Raw genomic sequence first — 21,734 nt, 5'->3', positions numbered from 1 at the left:
CGGCGGACCGCCTTAGGCTGTCTGCGTGACGACGTATAACCCGCCGCGCCCCTGGATCGCCAGCTATGCCGACGGAGTGCCTGCAGACCTCGGAGTGGTGTCCGGCTCGCTCGTGGATATCGTCGAAGCCTCGGCGCGCGACTATCCGGATGCGCCGGCGCTGCAGTTCTTCGGCCGAACCATGTCGTACCGCGAGCTGCTCGCCTCGATCGAGCGTGCGGCGGCAGGGCTGAAGGCTCTCGGAGTCAAGGCGGGCGACCCCGTCGCGATCGTCCTGCCGAACTGCCCGCAGCACATCATCGCCTTCTACGCGATCCTGCGGCTCGGCGCGATCGCGATCGAGCACAATCCCCTCTACACGCCGCGCGAACTGCGCAAGCAGTTCGAGGACCACGGCGCGAAGCACGCGATCGTGTGGAGCAAGGTCGTCACGACGGTGCAGGAGTTCCCCGCCGACCTGAGGGTCGATCATCTCGTGAGCGTGGACATCACGAAGGCGATGCCGATGCGCATGCGCGCGATGCTGCGTCTGCCGATCTCGAAAGCACGGGATGCACGTGCCGCTCTCACCGAGCACGTGAGCGGCGCCACACCGTGGGAGAGCGTGCTGCACCACGAGGCGCTGCCCGCGGCGCATCCGCACCCCGCAATCGACGACATCGCGATCATCCAGTACACGAGCGGCACGACCGGCACCCCGAAGGGCGCCGTGCTGACCCACGGCAACCTGCTCGCCAACGCGAAGCAGGCGCAGCTGTGGGTGCCGTCGATCGTGCGCGGCAACGGGTGCGTCGTCTACGCGGTGCTGCCGATGTTCCACGCCTACGGGCTCACGCTCTGCCTCACCTTCGCCATGTCGATGGGAGCTCGGCTCGTGCTGTTCCCGCGCTTCGACCCGGACATGGTGCTCGAGGTGATGAAGAAGCACCCGCCGACGCTGCTGCCGCTCGTTCCTCCGATCGCCGACCGGCTGCTTGCCGCGGCGATCGAGCAGGGCGTCTCGCTGCGCGGCACCGAGGTGGCGATCTCCGGTGCCATGGCGCTGCCGCATGAGCTCGTGGTTCCGTTCGAGAAGGCCTCGGGCGGGTACCTGGTCGAAGGCTATGGCCTGTCGGAGTGCTCCCCCGTGCTGATGGCGAATCCCGTCGCCGAGAACCGTGTGCCCGGAACCGTCGGGCTCCCGCTGCCGGGTACCGAATGTCGCGTCGTCGACCCCGACGAGCCGACCGTCGACGTGCCGCAGGGCGAACGCGGCGAACTCATCGTGCGCGGGCCCCAGGTCTTCCACGGGTATTACGGAAAGCCAGAGGAGACCGAAGCCGTGTTCGTCGACGGCTGGTTCCGCACGGGCGACATCGTCACGATCGACGACGCCGGGTTCGTGCGCATCGTGGACCGGATCAAGGAGCTCATCATCACCGGCGGCTTCAACGTCGCTCCCACCGAGGTCGAGATCGCACTGCGGCAACACCCCGACGTCGAGGATGCAGCCGTGGTCGGATTGCCGAGCGAGCACTCCGGTGAAGAAGTCGTCGCCGCGATCGTCGTCTCACCGGACGTCGAGCATCCCGATGTCGAGGCGATCCGAGAGTTCGCCCGCGGCATCCTGACGCCCTACAAGGTGCCTCGCCGGCTCTTCGTCGTCGACGAGCTGCCGAAGTCGCTCATCGGAAAGGTGCTGCGTCGCCGTGTGCGGGATTCTCTCCTGAACCTCACGACCGGCAGCTGACGCCTCGTCGCGAGCGAGCCGTCATCAGCCGGCGTCGGGGGCGAGCGCGTCGAGCGCCGCCGGCCCCTGCTCCACGAGGATGCGGAACTGCGCCGCGTCGATGATCCGAAGGCCGAGGTCTTCGGCCTTCGCGAGCTTCGACCCGGCTCCTGGCCCCGCCGCGACGAAGTCGGTCTTCTTCGACACGCTCGACGCCGCCTTGCCGCCCGCGGCGATGATGGCTTCTTGCGCGCCTTCACGCGTATAGCCTTCGAGCGAACCGGTCGCCACGATCGTCACACCATCGAGCACGCCGCCCGCGGCGGCGGCTGCACCCGGACCCGGATGACCGGGCGTGGCCAGCTGCGCACCCGCGCGCTGCCAGCGATCGATGATCTCGCGGTGCCACTCCACGCCGAACCAGTCGCGCAGTGAGTCGGCGATGATGCCTCCGACGCCCTCGACCGATGCGAGTTCCTCTCTCGTGGCGGTGCGGATCGCCTCGACGGATCCGAACCACTGCGCCAGGGCGCGGGCCGCGACCGGTCCGACGTGGCGGATGTTGAGCGCGACGAGGAAGCGCCAGAGCTCTTTCGTCTTCGCCTTCTCGAGTTCGTCGAGCAGCGTGATCGCCTGCGCCGACGGATGCGGGCCCTCCAGACCCGCTTTGCGCTCGGCGGCGGTGGGGTTGCGCCGGAACGGCGCGCGCACCTTGGGCGTGCCGTCGTCGTCCTGCCGGGGCAGCCCTGTCTCGGGGTCGCGGACGAGAACCTCGATGGGCACGAGTTCGTCAAGCGTCAGATCGAACAGTCCTGCTTCGGTGTCGAGCGGCGGTTGCTCAGGAACCGAGGGCTGCGTGAGCGCGGCGGCCGTCACTTCACCGAGCGCCTCGATGTCGAGAGCGCCGCGGGACCCGATGTGCTCGACACGGCCGCGCACCTGGGCGGGGCAGGACCGCGTGTTCGGGCATCGCAGATCGATGTCGCCTTCTTTCGCGGGTGCGAGCCGCGAGCCGCATTCGGGGCAGTCGGTCGGCATGACGAACTCACGCTCGGTGCCGTCTCGAAGCTCGACGACAGGGCCCAGAACCTCGGGGATCACGTCGCCGGCTTTGCGCAGCACGACGGTGTCGCCGATGAGCACGCCCTTCGCCCGCACGACGTCTTGATTGTGCAGCGTGGCCTGACGCACGACCGAGCCTGCGACGAGCGCGGGCGCCATGACGGCGAACGGCGTCGCGCGCCCCGTGCGGCCGACCGACACGACGATGTCGAGTAGCTTCGTGTTGACCTGCTCAGGGGGGTATTTGTAGGCGATCGCCCATCGCGGCGCACGACTGGTCGCGCCGAGCTCATCGTGAAGGGCGAGCTCGTCGACCTTGACGACGATGCCATCGAGCTCATGCTCCACGTCGTGCCGGTGCTGGCCGTAGTACTCGACGAAGCCCAGCACGCCGTCGATGTCGTCGAACGTGCGCGCATACGGGCTCGTGGGCAGGCCCCACTCGGCGAGGAGCCGGTAGACCTCGCTCTGCGCGCCGACCGGTGGCGCCTCCCACGCGCCGATTCCGTGCACGAAGAGGCGCAGCGAGTCCAGGCGCGCGAGTCCGGCTTCGAGTTCGAGTCCGGACTTCTTCTCGAGCTGCTGACGCAGGCCGCCGCTGGCGGCGTTGCGAGGATTGGCGAACGCGGCGAAGCGGCGCGCTGCACTGCGCGCGGCGCGATCCTCGTCGATCCCCCGCGCGAGGGCGTCGGCGATGACCCGCTCGCGCAGGCGTGCCTGCAGCGCATTGAGGTCGCGGAACGCCGCCACGGGGATGAACACTTCACCGCGCACTTCGACGAGCGCGGGGTGACCTGTTCCCGACAGCCGCTGCGGGATGCCGGTGACGCGGAGCGCGTTCGCCGTGACGTCTTCGCCGATCCGGCCGTCGCCTCGCGTCGCGGCTGTCGTCAGCACCCCGTGTTCGTAGCGCAGGTTGACCGCGAGTCCATCGATCTTGAGCTCGGTGAGCCAGTGCACGGCCCGCCCCGCGGCCGCCTGCGTCTTGACGCACCATTCGCGGAGTTCGTCGTCGCTGAAGACGTTGTCGAGGCTCAGCATGCGCTCGGCGTGCGTCACCGGCGCGAACATCGATGACTGGGCGGCGCCCACGGTCTGGGTCGGCGAGTCCTGGCCCTGCAACTCGGGGTACCGTCGCTCGAGCGCTTCGAGCCGCCGCATCCACCCGTCGTACGTCGCATCATCGACCAGCTCGGCGTCGGCGCCGTAGTACGCCTCGCGCGCGCCCATGATCCGCTCGGTGAGGTCGGCCGCCTCGTCGTGCGCCTGCTCGAGTGTCAGATCGGGAAGGTCAGAAGGTACGCCATCAGCCACCTGCACAGTCTACGAGCGGCCTCCGACGTCGTCAGGATGCGACGGGAACAGCCGACTCTGTGCGGTCGATCGTGAACTGGCCGATGACACGCGTGCCGTCGTAGAGTACGGCGGTCTGCCCCGTCGCCACACCGTCGAACGGCGTCTCGGGGGTGACCGTGAGGCCGTCGTCATCGAGCACGGCGACGGCCGGAACGGGGTCGGCGTGCGCGCGGATCTGCACGTGGCAGGCGAACTCGCCCGCAGGCTGAGGGCGCCCCGCCCACGTGTACCGGTCCCCGCCGATGCGGGCGGTGGCGAGCGCTTCTTTCGGGCCGACGACCACGGTGTTCGAGACGGGACGCACCTCGAGCACGAAACGAGGCTTGCCGTCGGATGCCGGGACCCCGAGCTGCAGTCCGCGGCGCTGGCCGATCGTGAACGCGTGCGCGCCTTCGTGTGAGCCGACGACGTCGCCCGCGCGGTCGACGATGTCGCCGCGCTCGGCGCCGACGCGCTCGGCGAGCCAACCCCGCGTGTCGCCGTCGGGGATGAAGCAGATGTCGTGGCTGTCCGGTTTCTGCGCGACCGTCAGACCGCGGCGCTCGGCCTCGGCCCGGACGAGCGCCTTGGACGGCGTGTCGCCCAGCGGGAAGTACGTGTGCGCGAGCTGCTGCGCCGTGAGCACGCCGAGTACGTAGGACTGGTCCTTCGCGGCATCCGAAGCCCGGTGCAGCTCGAGCCCGTCGGGCCCGTCGATGAGCGTCGCGTAATGCCCTGTGCAGACGGCGTCGAATCCCAGCTCGATGGCGCGTTCGAGCAGGGCTGCGAACTTGATCTTCTCGTTGCAGCGCATGCACGGGTTGGGGGTGCGACCCGCACGGTACTCGGAGACGAAGTCCTCGATGACGTCGTCGCGGAAGCGTTCCGAGAAGTCCCACACGTAGAACGGGATGCCGAGCAGGTCGGCCGCGCGTCGCGCATCCATGGCGTCTTCGATGGTGCAGCAGCCGCGACTGCCGGTGCGCAGCGTGCCGCCGGCCCGTGAGAGGGCGAGGTGCACGCCGACGACCTCGTGCCCCGCCTCGACGGCGCGCGCGGTCGCCACGGCGGAGTCGACTCCCCCGCTCATCGCTGCCAGAATGCGCATCTTTCCAGTCTACGAGCTCGCGGATCGGCGTTCGCTGAGACCACCAGATCCGTCAGCGGGCGGCGCGCGCTCGCTCGACGACCTCGGGAAGCACCGCGAGGACGGCGGCGATGTCAGCGGCGGTCGTCGTGCGGCCGAGTGTGAAACGCAGGACCTCGCGTGCTTCGACGTCGCTGCGACCGAGCGCGCGCACGACGTGCGAGGGCTCGGGCACGCCCGCCTGGCACGCCGAGCCTGTCGACACCGCGATGCCGCGCTGGTCGAGCAGGAACAGCAGGGTCTCCCCCGCGGCCCCGGGGAAGAGCACGTGCGCATTGCCGGGAAGACGAGCCTCTGGATCGCCGAGCAGCTCGGCATCCGGAACAGCCGCGCGGATGCCGCGCACGAGATCATCGCGCAGCGGGGCGAGGCGATCGGCCTCTCGCGTGAGTTCGGCGGTCACCAGCTCGGCAGCGACGGCGAACGCCGCGGCGCCCGCGACGTCCTGCGTTCCGGCGCGCAGCCGGCGCTGCTGCCCGCCGCCGTGCACGAGCGCGGCGATGCGGGCGGTGCGCTCGACGACGAGTGCGCCCGTGCCGACGGGAGCGCCGATCTTGTGCCCCGACACGCTGAGGGCGACGAGGCCCGTCGCTGCCGCAGCATCCCCCCGCCACGCCGAGAACGTGACAGGAACATGCCCCAGCGCGGCGATCGCGTCGAGGTGCAGCGGCACCGCCGCCGCGGCCGCCGTCGCCGAGAGCGCCGCCGCATCGTTGAGGGTGCCCGTCTCGTTCGCCGCCACGAGCGCGGTGGCCAGCGCGGCGCCGGGGAGCGCCGCCTGCCATGCGCTGAGCGGAATGTGCCCGTGCGGGTCGAGGGGCACGGCGCGCACGGTGGCGCCCTGCGAGGCGACGAGCCAGTCGACGACGTCGATCGTCGCGTGGTGCTCGCCGTCGGGCAGAACGAGCGCGTCGTCATCGGGGACGCGCGCCCACCACAGACCCTTGAGGGCGAGGTTGACCGATTCGGTGCCGCCCGAGGTGAACACGACCTCGATGGGGTCGCAGTCCAGCACGACGGCGAGCCGCTCGCGCGACTCCTCGAGAAGGCGCCGCGCGGCCTGACCCCCGCCGTGGATCGATGACGCGTTGCCGACGAGCTCGGCAGCTCGCAGCCATGCGTCGCGCGCTTCGGGGCGCAGGGGCGTCGTCGCCGCGTGATCCAGGTAGACCGTCATGGCCCCTCCCTTCGCGCGCTGGGCACCGTCCGAGCCTTACTACTCTAGAACGCATGCATGACCCGGACGCGCCCGACTCCGCTGTGCCCCCGCGGGGCCTGCTGAGCACTGAACTCGACGGGCTCGGTGTCACGCAGGGACCCGACGGCGGCACCCTGCGCGTGTGGTCGGGGGCTGCCGACTCCGTCGATCTCGTGCTGTTCGACAGCGACGATCTGGACTGGATCACCGACGAGTTGCCCCTTTCGCCCGTCGGCGGCGGCGTGTGGAGCGTGACGACACCGCTGATGCGGCCCGGGGCGCGTTACGCGATCCGTGTCGACGGACCGCACGCGCCGGGTAACACCTTCAACCGGGGGACGCTCCTGGTAGAGCCCTATTCGCGGGGACTGGACAGTGCGGGCTTCGAGGACTGGCGCTCGGTCGTCATCGACGGGGCCTTCGATTGGGGCGGCGTCGGCAAGCCCGCCGTGCCGCTGGATCGCACCGTCATCTACGAAGCCCATCTCAAGGGCCTCACGAAGCGCCACCCACAGGTGCCCACGGCCCTGCACGGCACGTATGCGGGGCTGGGCCACCCGGCCATGATCGAGCACCTCCTGGATCTGGGGGTGACGAGCGTGCAGCTCCTGCCCGTGCACGCGTTCGCGACCGAGCCCCGACTGCTCCAGCACGGCCTCACCAACTATTGGGGCTACAACACCGTCAACTTCTTCACGCCCCACGCCGCCTACGCGAGCGAAGACGCCCGTCGCGACGGCCCCGAAGGGGTTCTGCGCGAATTCAAGGGCATGGTGCGCCTGCTGCACGAGGCAGGGCTCGAGGTGATTCTCGACGTCGTGTTCAATCACACCTCCGAAGAGGGTCTCGGCGGCCCGCGCACGAGCCTGCGGGGCATCGACAATCGCGCGTACTACCGGCAGACCGACGACGGCGCCTACATCGACGTGACCGGATGCGGCAACTCGGTGAACACCGCGACGGATGCTGCTGCGCGACTCGTGCTGGATTCGCTGCGCTACTGGGCGAACGACGTGCAGATCGACGGGTTTCGCTTCGATCTGGCGACGACCCTCGGCCGCGACGCATCCCACGTCTTCACCCCCGATCATCCGCTCCTGCAGGCCATCGTGCACGACCCCGGACTAGCCGGCGTCAAGAAGATCGCCGAACCGTGGGATGTCGGCATGGGCGGATGGCAGACGGGCAATTTCGGCGAGGGCTGGCACGAGTGGAATGACCGGTATCGCGACCGCGTGCGCAACTTCTGGCTCAGCGACGTCGACTACGCGCGCCGCGCTTCGACGTCACCCGTCGGCATCGGCGGCTTCGCGACGCGCCTCGCAGGCTCGTCGAACACGTTCAGCGCTGAGCGGGGCCCGCTCGCAAGCGTCAACTTCGTCACAGCTCACGACGGCTTCACGCTGCGCGACCTCGTGTCGTACGACGTCAAGCACAACCTGGGCAACGGCGAGCAGAATCGCGACGGCGCGGACACGAACCGCTCCTTCAACCACGGCGCAGAGGGCCCGACGGACGACGAGGGCATCCGCGCGACGCGCCGCAAGGCCATGCGCAACCTGCTGGGCACACTGCTGCTGTCCTCGGGCGTCCCGATGCTCACCGCCGGCGACGAGTTCGGTCGCACGCAGCGCGGCAACAACAACGCCTACTGCCACGACTCGCGTCTGACCTGGCTGACGTGGGAGTACGCCCCGTGGCAGCAGGACCTGCACGCGCACGTGCAGCGACTCACCCAGCTGCGCCGTGAGAATCCGGCGCTGCGCCCGAGCCGGTTCGCCCGGCTCGGCGAGCACACGCCGTCGGCGTCGGTCATGGAGTGGTACGACGAGCACGGCGAGACGATGTCGGGAGAGCGCTGGACGGATCCCTCGCACCGCACGCTGCAGTACGTCGCGACGTCGACGCCGGAGACCGAGGAGCCCAATCGCATCCTGCTCATCGTCCACGGCTCCGAACGCCCGATCGAGGTCGCGCTGCCGCATGTCGACGGTGTGACGCGGTTCGTGTCGCTGTGGTCGAGCGTCGATGATCGGCCCGCCGACGAGCATCTCGAACACTCACCCGGCGAGATCCTCCAGATCGGCGGCACCTCCATGCAGCTCTTCCGTGCAGAGTGAGACGCGATCGCCGCAGCACCCCGTCGCGCGCGAGGGCGGTTCCGTTCGATAGGTTCGAACCGTGGTGAAGCCGTCGCGAACCGAACCCTCCCGCCCCTGGCGAAGTGCCGCCGAGATTCCACTGCGGGACTGGCCGGACGACGGGGCGGAGCGCGACACCGTCACGCCCCGCATCCCGCTCTCGCTGGCTCGGCCCGCCGTCCCCGGTGGCCGGTTCCGCCCGAAGGCCTATCACGGCGAGGTCGTGCCGTTCCAGGTCACGGCGTTCCGCGAAGGGCACGACCGCATCGGCGTTCACGTGCGGCTGGTCGCGCCGTCCGGGGCGGCGTCGCTGCACCGCCTGCGTGCTCTCGATGACGGGTTCGACCGCTGGGAGGCGCTCATCGCGCCGCTCGAAGAGGGCATCTGGACGTTCCGGTACGAAGCGTTCGGCGACGACGTCGCCACGTGGCGCCACTCCGCCGATCTGAAGATCGCCGCCGATGTCGATGCGCCCCTCATGCGCGAGAGCGGCGCGCTTCTGTTCGACCGCGCCGCCGCAGAGAAGAGCCGACCCTCCGCCGAGCGCACGGCGCTCCGTACGGCCGCTGCGTCGCTGCGCGATCCGAAGACGACGGATGCCGCCGCGCTGGAGATCGTCCGCGATCCCGCCATCGCGGCGTATTTCGAGGCGCGACCGCTCATGTCGCTGCGGACCGTCGGCGAAGAGCACGCGCTCGTGGTCGAGCGCGAGCGCGCCGGCGTGGGTGCCTGGTACGAGTTCTTCCCGCGGTCAGAAGGCGCCGTACGGCTCGCCGACGGATCCGTGCGCAGCGGCACGTTCCGCACGGCGGCTGAGCGTCTTCCGGCTGTCGCCGCGATGGGCTTCGACGTGCTGTACCTGCCGCCGATCCACCCGATCGGCAGACGCAACCGGAAGGGCCCGAACAACACGCTGGACGCGAAACCGACCGACCCAGGCTCGCCGTGGGCCATCGGGGCCGCAGAAGGCGGGCACGACGCCGTGCATCCCGAACTCGGAACGCTCGAGGACTTCCGCGCGTTCGTGCGCGCCGCCCGCGACGAGGGCATCGAGGTCGCGCTCGACCTCGCGCTGCAGGCTGCGCCCGACCATCCCTGGGTCACGGAGCACCCCGAGTGGTTCACGACGCTTCCCGACGGCACGATTGCGTACGCCGAGAACCCGCCGAAGAAGTACCAGGACATCTACCCGGTCAACTTCGACAACGACCCCGACGGCATCCGTGCCGAGGTGCTTCGCATCGTCGAGCACTGGATCGCGCAGGGCGTCGAGATCTTCCGGGTCGACAATCCGCACACCAAGCCACTGCAGTTCTGGGAGTGGCTCATCCGCACCGTGAACGGGCGGCATCCCGGGGTCGTCTTCCTCGCCGAGGCCTTCACTCGTCCCGCTCCCCTGCAGGCACTCGCAGCGGTCGGATTCCAGCAGAGCTACACCTACTTCACGTGGCGCAACACCAAGCCGGAGCTCGAGGAGTTCCTCGCGTCGCTCGCCGACGAGACCGCCGACTTCCTGCGTCCGAACCTCTTCGTCAATACGCCCGACATCCTGACCGAGTACCTGCAGTTCGGCGGGCGCGCCGCCTATCGCATCCGCGCGGCGATCGCCGCGACGGCCGCCCCGTCCTACGGCGTGTATGCCGGTTACGAGCTCTACGAGAACGTCGCCCGGCCGGGTTCGGAAGAGAACGTCGACAACGAGAAGTACGAGGTGAAGGTGCGCGACTGGGTCGGGGCGCAGACGCGGGGCGATTCGCTTGCTCCCTTCCTGACACGTCTCAACGAGATCCGGCGTGACCACCCGGCGCTGCGTCAGCTGCGCAATCTCACGGTGCACTGGAGCGACGATGACGCGATCCTCGTGTACGCGAAGCACCTGGATGCCGCGCTGTCGCCGACGGGCCGCAGCGACACCATCATCGTCGTCGTCAACGTTGATCCGCACTCCGCACGACAGACCACGGTGCATCTGGACACGACCGTATGGGGTGTCGAGCCGGGGGCGCCCTACGACGTCGAGGACCTCGTGACGGGCGCGACGTGGACCTGGACGGATCACAACTACGTGCGACTGGATGCCTTCACCGAACCCGTGCACATCCTCCACGTCAAGGAGCGCACGTCATGATCGACGACCAGGTTTTCGACGACATCGCAACCGGATCGCACCACGACCCGCACAGCGTGCTGGGGCTGCACCCCGCGGTCGACGACGAGGGCTCCTCAGGCTGGGTCGTCCGCGCTCGGCGTCCGCTGGCGCGCAGCGTCACGGCGGTCTTCGATGATGGCACCCGCGTACCGCTCGAGCATGTGCGCAGCGGCATCTGGGAAGGCACGCGCGGCGGCACGGCGGGAGCGTACGAGCTCGTCGCGCGTTACGACTCCGGTCCCGACCACGTCGCCGATGACCCGTACCGGCACCGTCCGACCCTGGGCGAACTGGATCTGCACCTGATCGGCGAAGGACGCCACGAGGAGCTGTGGCGCGTGCTCGGCTCGCACGTGCGCAACCTCGATGGCGTGACGGGTGTCGCGTTCGCCGTGTGGGCGCCGGACGCTCGCGCCGTTCGCGTCGTCGGCGACCTCAACGCGTGGGACGGCCAAAGCCACGCGATGCGTTCGCTGGGCGCGTCGGGTGTGTGGGAGCTGTTCGTTCCGGGCATCGGCCCCGGGACGACCTACAAGTACGAACTGCTCCCGCGACGCGGCGACTGGATCATGAAGGCCGACCCGATGGCGCGGTACGCCGAGGTGCCGCCCGCGACCGCATCGATCGTGACGCAGTCGTCGTACCGCTGGCGCGACCGCGAGTGGATGGTACGGCGCGCGCGGGCGACTCCGCTGACCGAGCCGATGTCGGTGTACGAACTGCACCTCGGATCGTGGCGCCCTGGGCTTTCCTACCGTGCCGCGGCGGATCCGCTGGTCGACTACGTCACGGAGCACGGCTTCACGCACGTGGAGTTCATGCCGCTCGCCGAGCATCCCTTCGGCGGGTCATGGGGATATCAGGTGACGGGGTACTACGCGCCCACGAGCCGGTTCGGCGAGCCCGATGACCTGCGCTACCTGATCGACCGGCTGCATCAGGCGGGCATCGGCGTCATCATGGACTGGGTGCCCGGGCACTTCCCGAAGGATGCCTTCGCTCTCGCCCGGTTCGACGGCGAGCCGCTCTACGAGCACGCCGATCCCCGGCGTGGGGAGCACCGTGACTGGGGCACGTACATCTTCGACTACGGCCGTCGCGAAGTGCGCAACTTCCTCGTCGCCAACGCGCTGTACTGGTTCGAGGAGTTCCACGTCGACGGGCTGCGCGTCGACGCGGTCGCCTCGATGATCTATCTCGACTATTCGCGCGAGCCGGGCGATTGGGAACCCAACGTGCACGGCGGGCGCGAGAACCTCGAGGCCATCGCCTTCCTGCAGGAGGTCAACGCGACGGCCTACCGGCGCTACCCCGGAATCGCGATGATCGCCGAGGAGTCGACGAGCTTTCCCGGGGTCACGACCCCCACTCACCAAGCAGGGCTCGGGTTCGGGTTCAAGTGGAACATGGGCTGGATGAACGACTCACTCCAGTACATCTCCCGTGATCCGCTCCACCGATCGCATCACGAGGGGGAACTGACGTTCTCGTTCGTCTACGCCTTCAGCGAGCACTACATGCTTCCGATCAGCCACGACGAGGTCGTGCACGGCAAGGGCAGTCTGTTCGGACGGATGCCAGGCGACCACTGGCAGAAACTCGCCAACATGCGGGCGTACCTGGCCTACATGTGGGGGCATCCCGGCAAGCAGCTGCTGTTCATGGGACAGGAGTTCGGTCAGCTCTCTGAGTGGTCCGAAAGCCGCGGACTGGACTGGTGGATCCTCGAGCAGCCCTCGCACGCGCAGTTGCTGACGTTCGTCGGCTCGCTCAATCGCACGTATCGGGCCGAGCCCGCGCTGTGGTCACGCGACAGCGACAGCGCCGCGTTCGCGCGCATCGGGGGCCCGAGCTGGAACCCCGACGTCATCGCATTCACCCGCCGAGACGGTCACGGGACGACGGTCGCGGTCGTGTGCAACTTCTCGGGCACCCCTCTCGTCGGGTACCGACTGGATCTGCCCGGGCACGGCGTCTGGCACGAGATCCTCAACACCGACGCGCTCGAATTCGGCGGGTCCGGGGCCGGTAACGGCGGGATCGTGCACGCCGATGCCGACGGTCACGCGTCGCTCACTCTGCCGCCCCTGGGGGTGCTGTGGCTGCGTCACGAGCCGGAGAAGCACCTTCCCACGGCCGCGCGCGGCTGAAGCCGGGCGTCAGAACATCAAGTTGGCCAGTCGGCCCCGAGCGCGCAGCACGCGCGCGTCGGCATCGCCGACGAGCCCGAAGAGCTCGAGCAGCCGCTCGCGCACAGGGCTGCGCTCGTCGGACGGCAACGTCGCGAAGAGCTCGAGCAGCCGCTCGAACGCATCGTCGACGTGCCCACCCGTCATATCGAGATCGGCGACGGCGAACTGCGCCGCGATGTCCCTCGGAGCCGCCGCGGCAGCAGCGCGTGCCTCCTGCAGATCGAGATCCTTGACCCGATCGAGCAGCCGCACCTGACCGAGCCCGGCACGCGCCTCGGCGTCGCGGGGGTTCTCGCTGAGCGCCTGCTCGTAGGCGGCGATCGCGCGGGGGTAGTCGCCCTCTTCGATCGCCGCGAAGGCCTCGGCGTGCAGCGGCGGCAAGGGCGGCTCGACCGCTTCGGCGGGTGTGTCGGCGCCGTCGGCGGAATCGCCCACCGGGACCGTGCCCGTCACGCCGTTCTGCGCCGCCACCTGCAGCAGCTGGGCGAAGACGTCGCGCACCTGCTGCTCGGGAACGGCGCCCGTGAACAGGGGAACCGGCTGACCGCCGACGAGAGCGAGCACCATCGGGATGGACTGCGCGCGGAAGGCCTGTGCCAGCTGCGGGTTTGCGTCGACGTCGACCTTGCCGAGCACCAGCTTGCCGGCGAGTTCGGCGACGACGCGTTCAAGGATCGGGCTGAGCTGCTTGCACGGCCCGCACCACTCGGCCCACAGGTCGATGACGACCGGGACGGTGCGCGACAGCTCGAGCACCTGCGGGAACGTGGCATCCGTCACATCGAAGACGAGCGACGGGGTCGAGGGCGCGGCCCCCGCGCCGGTGGCGGTGCCGGCGCCGGCACCGGCGGGCGGCGCCGCCGCCGGGCGGTTGCGCAGGGCGGACAGATCGACGGCGCCGCGCATGGCCGCGGGCGGTGTGGGGTTGCTCAACTGATCACCTTCGCATCGAGGATTGCCGAGCCGTAGCCCAGAAGACGGATCTTCTCGGACGAGCCCTGGCCGGGGACGTAGAAGAACAGCTGGTCGCTGTACGTCGTGCTGAAGCCCGTCGAAGACTGCTCAGCCCCCGCGAGGGTCTGCACGGTCGGGTTCGTGTCGAGCTTGATGACGGCGTCGGTGTTGGTCGGCTTGACCGTGTCGACTTCGTGGATGTTCACCGCGACGATGGCGCCGCTTTCGAGAGTGGCGATGGCGAACGGCTCCTCGGTGCCGGGGACGGCGTCGAACGCGAGGCTTCCCGTGTTCGTCGCCGTCTCGTTGAAGGCGTCGATGCGTGCCTGCCGGTCGGCCGCGATGCTCGTGCGGAACTGGTCGCCCTCTGAATCGAACAGCCCGGCGAACTCGCTCTCGTCGCCGTTGTCGACGATGTCGGCGTACGCGGCGGCCAGCTTGTCGGGGGGCAGGATCAGGAAGGACGAGTCCGGCGGGATCTGCGAAGCACCGACGTACGAGGCGGCCAGGTCGGGCATGAGCGTCGCCGCTTCGAGGTTCGCCTGATACGTGATCTTGTACGGCGCCCAAGGATCGGCCTGCGTCATGATCATGATGCTCGAGGTCTTCGATTCCTCATCATCGACGACGGCCATCGCCGACCGCGGCCAGCCGTCGTATGCCTGCGGCAGCAGGATCTCGACCGGCTTGGTGATGATGGGCTGCGGAGCGGCGTAGTCGGGGATCGCACCGCGGAGCTTGTAGTTGGTGGTGCGGGTCGCAAGCACCGCGCCGTCCAGTCGTGTCGCGGCGAGGGCGGGGTCCATCGCGGCGTCGGCTTCGGCAACCGTCTCGCCGATGCGGGAGAGGATCCGCTCTGCTTGCGCCTTCGTGACCGCAGGGGCCTGCTGGCCCTCAGGAACGATGACCGTCGGCGTCGGGGTCGGGGTCGGGGAATCACTCAGCTGCGGCCACGCGTCCGCGCTGCATCCCGAGAACAGCAGCGCCGAGATCGCCACGGCGGGGATGGCCACGAAAGCGCGTCGCCCGCGCGCCACAGGCTTGGGCTTGGGCTCTCCCGCGGAGATGACGCCCTTGTCGGGATCGTCGAGGGTGAGGTCGATCGGTTCGGTCACAGGCATGGGCAGGCCCTTGCGCCGCGGTCCGCGGGCGCGTCGCGCGTGCAGGATCCCGAGGATGTAGAAGACGATGCCCGCCGCCATGAAGATGCCACCCACAGTCATGAGGGGTCCTGCCCACGGCGTGCTGTTGTCGATGGGCCAGGAGATCGAGATGCTCGACGGCGCCGGCTGGGTGCCGTCAGTCGCGACCAGGACGCTCATCTCGGCAGGAAGCTGCAGCGGGGCGATGAGCACGTCACTCTCGAGGAACTCGTCGAGCCACAGGTCAGAACCGATCGGAGACCGCGCGGGTGCGCTCTCGGCTTCGTCGGTCGTGGCGGCCTCGTCGGCCTCGCCGACCGCGGGCGCTTCGGGCTCGACAAGCTCGACGACCGGTGTGCCGTCGCTGTCGAGCGAGACGCTGTTGTACGGCGTGTCAGCGAGCCACGCGACCATGTCGGCGGTCCGTCCGTACGCCGCGAAGATCTCACCGGGAGCCTGTGTACGCAGCGTCTGGGTCCCCGGCATAGAGCCGAGCACTTCGCCGTCCACGAGCAGATACGGGGCCTCTTCGCTGGCCGAGATGGCCGTGGTGACCGTCTTCGGTCCCTGGAAAACCGTGCGCTGAGCAATGCCCGCACCGATCAGCACGGCGGCAAGGACGAATGCCGCCACAGCCCAAACGAAACGCACGAAAAACACCCTCCTCCGGATCCACACCTGGCCTGGCGAACCCACGAACCGACATCCCAGACTAGCGAAACACGGCTGGACATCGACCGAGAGGGAGCAATCCTGTGGCTGAGGGTCTGCACTGCGTATCCTTACGAAAGCAACCGCACGAAAGGTGGGACGCCGACGATGAAAGTGCACAACCCATTCCGCACGGCGTTCGTCGCCACACTGGGGGTCGGCCTCGGTCTCCTGCTCATCGGGAGCATCGAGAACCTCTCGACGATCCTGCTCTTGGTCGGAACGGCACTGTTCCTGTCGCTGGGCCTTGACCCCGTCGTGGGCTGGTTCGAGCGGCGCAAGATGCCGCGGTGGGCGGCCGTCCTGATCACCATCGTCCTCGTGCTCGCACTGTTCGCCGGCATCGTGCTTCTTGTGCTCCCGATCATCCTGGGGCAGATCGCGCAGCTCATCGAGGTCGTTTCGGACTACCTCTTCAGCCGCGACTTCCCCCAATTCCTCCAAGAGACCACCGCCTGGCTGCAGTCGATCTTCCCTGGGCTGGACCCCGCGTTCATCATGGACGTGTTCGACAACGTCGAATCCTGGCTCATGGACAACTGGGGATCGATCACGGGTGGCGTCATCGGCGCGGGCATGACGATCGTCGCCGGCCTCATGGGCGCGTTCATCGTCCTGATCCTCACGATCTACCTGACCGCGTCCACGCCGAGCCTGAAGCGCTCCGTGTACCAGCTGGTGCCGGCCTCCAAGCGTGAGCGATTCATCGACCTCAGCGAGCAGATCACCGATTCGGTGGGCTTCTACGTCATCGGTCAGCTGAGCCTCGGCGTCATCAACGGCATCCTGAGCGCGATCTTCCTGACGATCATCCAGGCGCCGTTCCCGGCCGTGCTCGCGGTCGTCGCGTTCTTCTTCTCGCTCATCCCGCTGGTGGGCACCCTGACGGGTTCGACCATCATCGTGCTGACGTGCCTCATCCCGGGACTCGGCTCCCCCGCCACCGCCATCACGGCGGCCATCTGGTACCTCATCTACATGCAGGTGGAGGCGTACATCCTCTCACCGCGCATCATGAACCGCGCCGTCTCGGTGCCTGGCGCCGTCGTCGTCATCGCCGCCCTCGCGGGCGGCTCGCTGCTGGGCCTGCTCGGGGCGCTCATCGCGATCCCCGTCGCCGCGAGTCTGCTCATCATCTACCGGCAGGTGGTCATACCCCGGATGAACGAGCGCTAGCTGCTCTGCGCGCCGTCGGCGGCGTCCCACGTCGTCAGAAGCGGCAGCGCGTCGGGGTTGACGGCTGCCACGATCTCGGTGAGGACGCGACGGGTCTGGTTTTCGCCGACCCAGAGGTGCTTGCCGCCCTCGACAGCGATGAGCTCGGCCTCCGGGACGCTCGCGAACCTCTCGGCGGCGGCTGCGGGTCGCAGATAGTCGTCGAGCTCCGGCACGAGGATGACGAGCTTGCGCAGGTCCCCGTGCCACGCCGCGACCTCGTCCGGCGTCGCGCGATGCAGCGGAGGCGACAGCAGCACAGCACCCTCGATGTCATGATCGCGCCCGTACTTCAGGGCGAGCTCCGTGCCGAAGGACCAGCCGACGAACCACGGCCGGGGAAGCCCGCGTTCGGCGACGAACGCCATGGCGGCTGCCACATCGAACGCTTCGGCCGCCCCGCCGTCGAACGATCCTTCGCTCGTGCCGCGCGCAGACGTCGTGCCGCGCGTGTTGAAGCGCAGCACGGCGAGGTCGGCGAGGGCCGGAAGACGCCCGGCGGCCTTGCGCAGGATGTGCGAATCCATGAAACCGCCCGCTGTCGGCAAGGGGTGAAGCGTCACGAGCGTTGCGACGGGGTCGTGCTCGGGCGGCAGCGCGAGCTCGCCGACGAGCGTCAGCCCATCGATCGTCTGCAGTTCGATGTCCTCGCGCCGTGCGGGGAGCATGATCGGTCCGCGGATCTCCATGTCAGCTGATCCTCCAGCAGTGTTCGTGCCAATGTCGGCGTGCGGCCAGATCGGCCGCATCGCCCATGACTCCGCCCGTGCGCCACGCGACGACGTGGCCCGTGCCGGCGTCGATCGTGCGGCCGCATCCGGGGCACGTATACGCCTTCAGCGACTTCGCTGCCGCGACGGGCTGGACGGTCCACTCGGCGCCACGGCGGGTTTCGGTGCGCTTCCACCCGGCCAGGAGTCGCTCGAACGACTCGTCGCCGCCTTGTTCGCGTCGACGACGATTGGATCGGGGCATCGTCGGCGACCTACCACCAATGATTGCGGAGCCAGAAGTCGTGCGCTCCCGCCCAGCTGCCGTAACGCCCCGTCGCGTAGCCGTTGGCCCACGTCAGGTTCACGACCGGGTCGTAGGCGTTCGCGAGCTTGCTGCAGGGGTATACCTGCACGAGCCCGCACGCGCCGGAGGAGCGGTTCGTCGCGCTGGGGTTCCAGCCGCTCTCACGCCCGACGATGAAGTTGACGTATCCCCAGTCGGCCTCGGCGATGCCCGCCGCCGCCATCCACTCGGCGGGCGACCCCCCACCGGTGTAGACAGGCGGCGCCGCGGGCGCGGCAGGAGCGCTGCCCTCGCCTGCCGACGTCGTCGGGGTCGGGGTCGGCTTGGGGGTGACATAGACCGAATAGCCGTCGCGGCCCAGATCGATGAGCCCCTCGGCCTCGGCGGCGCTGGCCGTCATGACACCTTCATACGTCTGCACGTGCTCGAGCGAGGCGGCGTACAGCGATGACGGCGGCTCCTCGGCGTTCGCTTGTGAGATGGCCATACCGGCCGTGCCCGCGTAGGCGGCGACGAAGCCGACCGCGGCGAAGGCCGCGAAGACCCCGAGAACGCCCCGTCGCCGTGACCAGCGCGGCGTCGTGGAGGAAGATGTGCGTGCCGGCGGCGACACGTCGGCAACGGTCGCGACGTCCCGGCGGGCGGATCGCCGCGCGCGGATCATCTCATGGCCGTCAGTCACAGTGCCGCCGAGTCTACCGGCCGGTTCTGCGGCATGCCATTCGCCCGCGGATGCCGCTCATGAGGGTGCTCTCACGCAACAGCGAGCATCACTTCGACGACGGCGTCGAGGGCGGCGTCGACCTGCACTTCGCGGTATCCTCCGCGCTGCATGCGGAACGCGACCGAGCGCACCTGCTCGACCGTCAGCGGATCTCCCCGCTCGAGGTAGCGTGCCAGCTTGTCCGCCACGAGATCCACCTCGTCGACCCGATAGCCGTACCGCAGAAACCCCACCGTCGCGAAGCGCTGGCCCCGCGGACGAGACAGCCTGTCCAGCACGACCTGCGCCGTCTCGCGCGCCTGTTCGACCCACGCTTCGGGACCCAAGCGTGCGAGCGCCGCTTCTCGCTCGCGCACAGCGAAGGCGTCTTCGATCCGGCTGAGCGCCGCGTCGACGGCCGCGATGGCGTAGCCCTTGCGCACGAGGGGGAACGCGACCTGGCGCACCTCGGCCGCCGTGATCCGGCCCGGGTCGTCGTCTTCGAATGCCCGGCGGGCGCGCGCGAGGAACGCATCGACGGCACGCTTCTCGTAGCCCTTCGAGCGGCCGCGGCTCTGCGGGAAAGCGGCCTGCGTCTTGTCGGTCGTCGTCATCAGGCCACCAGCGGTGTGAAGAGGTAGTAGAGCGCAAGCGCCGCCGTGGCGGACGGCAGGATCGAGTCGAGCCGATCGAGCACTCCCCCGTGTCCGGGAAGCCACGAGCTCATGTCCTTGATGCCGAGGTCGCGCTTGATCATGGATTCACCGAGATCGCCGATCGTCGCGGTCGCGAGGATGACGAGACCGAAGATGACGCCCATCCACCAGTCGATGTTGATCATGAACAGTGCGAGCAGCACGCCCGCGACCACGGAAGCGACGACGGCGCCGGCGAAGCCCTCCCACGTCTTCTTGGGGCTGATACGAGGCGCCATGGGGTGACGGCCGAAGCTGATGCCGGCAACGTAGGCGCCGGTGTCCGAGGCAACAGCGACGATGATGAACCCGAGGACCCACCATTCGCCGCCGTCCTGCCGCAGCAGGACGAGCGCGAGGCTCGCGAGGATCGGCACGTAGAACTGCACGAAGGCGCCGACGAGGACGTCGGTGAGAACGTCGCCGTACGTGCGCCCATCGTTCGCCGTCATCTGCGCGACGAGCCGCCAGATGACGACCACCGCGACGGCGACGAAGATGACGACCCACAGCAGCCACGACTCGAGGAAGTAACCGGCCGCGATGATCGCGGTGGCCGCGATGAGCTGTGGTGCGACGTCGATGCGTCGACCGGCAGAGATGAGGGCGCGCGAGAACTCGAAAACGGCAAGGAGGACGGCCGCGAGGGCGAAGACGGCGAAGCCCCACGTGAACAGCAGCAGCGACGCCAGGAGTACCCCGCCGATCGCCACGGCGATGACGATCGCGACGAGCAGATCACGCCCCGTACGCTGCTTGATGCGCTCGTTCACCTCTTCGAACTCGGTGCGCGCGTGCGCGATCTGGTTCTCGAACTCGCTGCGCGCAGCCCGCACGTGCGATTGGAAGACCGCCGTGGGGTCTGGCTCGTCGCCGAGCTGCCGGCGCGACTGCGCGGCATCTTTCCGCGTCTGCGGCGGCACCGGAGCTGAGGAGCCTCCCGGTTCTGATCCGGATGCCTCGGTCATGGGTTCCTCAGACCTCGAGCAGCTCTGTCTCTTTGCGCTTGAGCGCCTCGTCGATCGCGTCGACGTGGGTACGCGTGAGCGCATCGAGGTCTTTCTCTGCCCGAGCGAGCTCGTCTTCGCCGATGTCGCTCTTGAGCGCGTCGAGCTCGTCCTTCGTCTTGCGCCGCAGCCCGCGCACGTGGACCTTGGCGTCTTCTCCCTTGCTGCGCACGAGCTTGACGTACTCCTTGCGACGCTCCTCGGTGAGCTCGGGCATCGTGACACGCACGAGATTGCCGTCGTTGGTGGGGTTCGCCCCGAGGTTCGGCTGGTCGCGGATGGCCTGCTCGATGGCCTTCAGCGCCGACTTGTCGTACGGCGTGACGACGATCGTGCGCGCCTCGATGTTGTTGATCGAAGCGAGCTGCGCAAGCGGCGTCGGCGTTCCGTAGTAGTCCACGAGGATCTTCTGGAAGAGCTGAGGGTTCGCACGACCGGTGCGCACCGTTGCGAAGTCCTCCTTCGCGGCCTCGACGGCGCGGTCCATGCGCGTTCCGGCTTCGGCCAAGACGTCCGCGATCACAGTGTCTCCTTCGCGTTGGGGGCGAGGCAAGTCTATCGGCGAGACCCGGTCATGCCGTGACGAGCGTGCCGATCGATTCTCCGATCAGGGCTCGCGTGACGTTTCCGGCCGGCTCCATGCCGAAGACGCGCATGTCCATCTTGTTGTCCATGCACAGGCTGAACGCCGTGGAGTCCACGACCTTGAGTCCGCGCTGAAGCGCGTCGAGGTAGGTGATCCGGTCGAGCTTCGTCGCCGAGGCGTCCTTCTTCGGATCGGCCGTGTAAACGCCGTCGACGCCGTTCTTGGCCACGAGGACCTCTTGCGCGCCGATCTCGAGCGCGCGCTGGGCTGCGACGGTGTCCGTGGAGAAGTACGGAAGACCCGCGCCCGCGCCGAAGATCACGACGCGGCCCTTCTCCATGTGACGCTCGGCGCGCAGCGGGATGTAGGACTCCGCGACCTGCGTCATCGAGATCGCCGACTGCACGCGCGTCGCGGCGCCGGCCTGCTCGAGGAAGTCCTGCAGCGCAAGCGCATTCATGACGGTGCCGAGCATGCCCATGTAGTCGGCCCGGCCGCGGTCCATGCCGCGCTGGCTCAGTTCGGCACCGCGGAAGAAGTTGCCTCCGCCGACCACGATCGCGATCTCGACCCGATCCACCGCCGCGGCGATCTCGCGCGCGATCTGGCTCACGACGTCCGGGTTGACCCCCAGCTGCCCCGCTCCGAATGCTTCTCCCGACAGCTTCAGAAGGACGCGCCGGCGCCCCGTGGCTTCATCGATCACTCTGTTCCTCTCGCCGTTGTACAAACTACCTCCCCCGGTCGGGGGCATGCGAAGGGCCCGCATCGC

General features: G+C 68.8%; 17 protein-coding genes. 5 read left to right on the top strand and 12 right to left on the bottom strand.

Translation table 11 applies throughout. From position 1 onward, the window contains the following. Positions 1-25 precede the first annotated feature (25 nt). Positions 26-1,729 (top strand): long-chain-fatty-acid--CoA ligase, encoded by a 1,704-nt coding sequence (locus AC25Y0_RS12100; protein WP_488123315.1) that lies wholly within the window; start codon positions 26-28, stop codon positions 1,727-1,729. A 24-nt stretch (positions 1,730-1,753) separates the two neighbouring features. Here the strand turns inward: AC25Y0_RS12100 and ligA are convergent, their stop codons facing one another. The 3 genes from ligA to AC25Y0_RS12085 are packed head-to-tail and all read right to left on the bottom strand — an operon-like array spanning position 1,754 to position 6,429. Beyond that, the gene (ligA, locus tag AC25Y0_RS12095; RefSeq protein ID WP_488123316.1) at positions 1,754-4,084 is read right to left on the bottom strand and encodes an NAD-dependent DNA ligase LigA; all 2,331 of its coding nucleotides are present in this window, start codon (positions 4,082-4,084) and stop codon (positions 1,754-1,756) included. A 31-nt stretch (positions 4,085-4,115) separates the two neighbouring features. Then, a complete protein-coding gene (gene mnmA / locus AC25Y0_RS12090) occupies positions 4,116-5,213 on the bottom strand; it encodes a tRNA 2-thiouridine(34) synthase MnmA (protein WP_488123317.1) in 1,098 nt (365 codons plus the stop codon). 52 nt (positions 5,214-5,265) lie between these two features. Next, positions 5,266-6,429, bottom strand: coding sequence for a cysteine desulfurase family protein (locus AC25Y0_RS12085; RefSeq protein WP_488123318.1), 1,164 nt, complete (start codon positions 6,427-6,429; stop codon positions 5,266-5,268). Between the two features lie 53 nt (positions 6,430-6,482). Between AC25Y0_RS12085 and glgX the strand changes: the two genes are divergently transcribed. From glgX to glgB, 3 genes are all read left to right on the top strand, one after another. Further along, positions 6,483-8,570: a glycogen debranching protein GlgX gene (gene glgX, locus AC25Y0_RS12080; protein ID WP_488123319.1), complete on the top strand. Its 2,088-nt coding sequence runs from the start codon at positions 6,483-6,485 to the stop codon at positions 8,568-8,570. Between the two features lie 61 nt (positions 8,571-8,631). Beyond that, positions 8,632-10,719, top strand: a complete 2,088-nt coding sequence (locus tag AC25Y0_RS12075; RefSeq protein WP_488123320.1) for a maltotransferase domain-containing protein — start codon at positions 8,632-8,634, stop codon at positions 10,717-10,719. Beyond that, the gene (gene glgB / locus AC25Y0_RS12070) at positions 10,716-12,890 is read left to right on the top strand and encodes a 1,4-alpha-glucan branching protein GlgB (RefSeq protein ID WP_488134722.1); all 2,175 of its coding nucleotides are present in this window, start codon (positions 10,716-10,718) and stop codon (positions 12,888-12,890) included. The genes AC25Y0_RS12075 and glgB overlap by 4 nt, the downstream gene beginning before the upstream one ends. A gap of 9 nt (positions 12,891-12,899) precedes the next feature. Here glgB and AC25Y0_RS12065 read toward each other — a convergent pair whose 3' ends face one another. Both AC25Y0_RS12065 and AC25Y0_RS12060 read right to left on the bottom strand, forming a co-directional pair. After that, on the bottom strand, positions 12,900-13,865 hold the full coding sequence (locus tag AC25Y0_RS12065) for a tetratricopeptide repeat protein (RefSeq protein WP_488134721.1): 966 nt from the start codon (positions 13,863-13,865) through the stop codon (positions 12,900-12,902). Continuing rightward, the gene (locus tag AC25Y0_RS12060) at positions 13,862-15,679 is read right to left on the bottom strand and encodes a DUF8094 domain-containing protein (RefSeq protein WP_488134720.1); all 1,818 of its coding nucleotides are present in this window, start codon (positions 15,677-15,679) and stop codon (positions 13,862-13,864) included. Before AC25Y0_RS12060 ends, AC25Y0_RS12065 begins: the two co-directional genes overlap by 4 nt. A gap of 168 nt (positions 15,680-15,847) precedes the next feature. Between AC25Y0_RS12060 and AC25Y0_RS12055 the strand changes: the two genes are divergently transcribed. Beyond that, on the top strand, positions 15,848-16,915 hold the full coding sequence (locus tag AC25Y0_RS12055; protein ID WP_488123324.1) for an AI-2E family transporter: 1,068 nt from the start codon (positions 15,848-15,850) through the stop codon (positions 16,913-16,915). Here AC25Y0_RS12055 and AC25Y0_RS12050 read toward each other — a convergent pair. From AC25Y0_RS12050 to pyrH, 7 genes are all read right to left on the bottom strand, one after another. Next, positions 16,912-17,643: an alpha/beta hydrolase gene (locus tag AC25Y0_RS12050; RefSeq protein ID WP_488134719.1), complete on the bottom strand. Its 732-nt coding sequence runs from the start codon at positions 17,641-17,643 to the stop codon at positions 16,912-16,914. The two genes, AC25Y0_RS12055 and AC25Y0_RS12050, sit on opposite strands and share 4 nt — an antisense overlap. Position 17,644: 1 nt before the next feature. Beyond that, entirely contained in the window at positions 17,645-17,929 is a 285-nt protein-coding gene (locus AC25Y0_RS12045; RefSeq protein ID WP_488123326.1) for a hypothetical protein, read from the bottom strand. 10 nt (positions 17,930-17,939) lie between these two features. Beyond that, a complete protein-coding gene (locus AC25Y0_RS12040) occupies positions 17,940-18,653 on the bottom strand; it encodes an aggregation-promoting factor C-terminal-like domain-containing protein (RefSeq protein WP_488123327.1) in 714 nt (237 codons plus the stop codon). A 71-nt stretch (positions 18,654-18,724) separates the two neighbouring features. Next, complete coding sequence (locus AC25Y0_RS12035) at positions 18,725-19,288, bottom strand: DivIVA domain-containing protein (protein WP_488134718.1); 564 nt, start codon at positions 19,286-19,288, stop codon at positions 18,725-18,727. Continuing rightward, entirely contained in the window at positions 19,288-20,337 is a 1,050-nt protein-coding gene (locus AC25Y0_RS12030) for a phosphatidate cytidylyltransferase (protein WP_488123329.1), read from the bottom strand. The genes AC25Y0_RS12035 and AC25Y0_RS12030 overlap by 1 nt, the downstream gene beginning before the upstream one ends. Positions 20,338-20,344: 7 nt before the next feature. After that, complete coding sequence (gene frr, locus AC25Y0_RS12025; protein ID WP_488123330.1) at positions 20,345-20,899, bottom strand: ribosome recycling factor; 555 nt, start codon at positions 20,897-20,899, stop codon at positions 20,345-20,347. A 49-nt stretch (positions 20,900-20,948) separates the two neighbouring features. Beyond that, on the bottom strand, positions 20,949-21,668 hold the full coding sequence (gene pyrH / locus AC25Y0_RS12020; protein ID WP_488123331.1) for a UMP kinase: 720 nt from the start codon (positions 21,666-21,668) through the stop codon (positions 20,949-20,951). Between the last annotated feature and the right edge of the window lie 66 nt (positions 21,669-21,734).

This window comes from Microbacterium sp. Y547, from assembly GCF_057669785.1.
This window is presented reverse-complemented; position numbering and strand designations above follow the sequence as displayed.

What these genes read in the sequence shown, in the direction of transcription:
- mnmA (WP_488123317.1), bottom strand. Translation starts at nt 5,213, where the DNA reads ATGCGCATTCTGGCAGCGATGAGCGGGGGAGTCGACTCCGCCGTGGCG.
- AC25Y0_RS12085 (WP_488123318.1), bottom strand. Translation starts at nt 6,429, where the DNA reads ATGACGGTCTACCTGGATCACGCGGCGACGACGCCCCTGCGCCCCGAA.
- glgX (WP_488123319.1), top strand. Translation starts at nt 6,483, where the DNA reads ATGCATGACCCGGACGCGCCCGACTCCGCTGTGCCCCCGCGGGGCCTG.
- glgB (WP_488134722.1), top strand. Translation starts at nt 10,716, where the DNA reads ATGATCGACGACCAGGTTTTCGACGACATCGCAACCGGATCGCACCAC.
- AC25Y0_RS12055 (WP_488123324.1), top strand. Translation starts at nt 15,848, where the DNA reads ATGAAAGTGCACAACCCATTCCGCACGGCGTTCGTCGCCACACTGGGG.
- AC25Y0_RS12050 (WP_488134719.1), bottom strand. Translation starts at nt 17,643, where the DNA reads ATGGAGATCCGCGGACCGATCATGCTCCCCGCACGGCGCGAGGACATC.
- AC25Y0_RS12045 (WP_488123326.1), bottom strand. Translation starts at nt 17,929, where the DNA reads ATGCCCCGATCCAATCGTCGTCGACGCGAACAAGGCGGCGACGAGTCG.
- AC25Y0_RS12035 (WP_488134718.1), bottom strand. Translation starts at nt 19,288, where the DNA reads ATGACGACGACCGACAAGACGCAGGCCGCTTTCCCGCAGAGCCGCGGC.
- AC25Y0_RS12030 (WP_488123329.1), bottom strand. Translation starts at nt 20,337, where the DNA reads ATGACCGAGGCATCCGGATCAGAACCGGGAGGCTCCTCAGCTCCGGTG.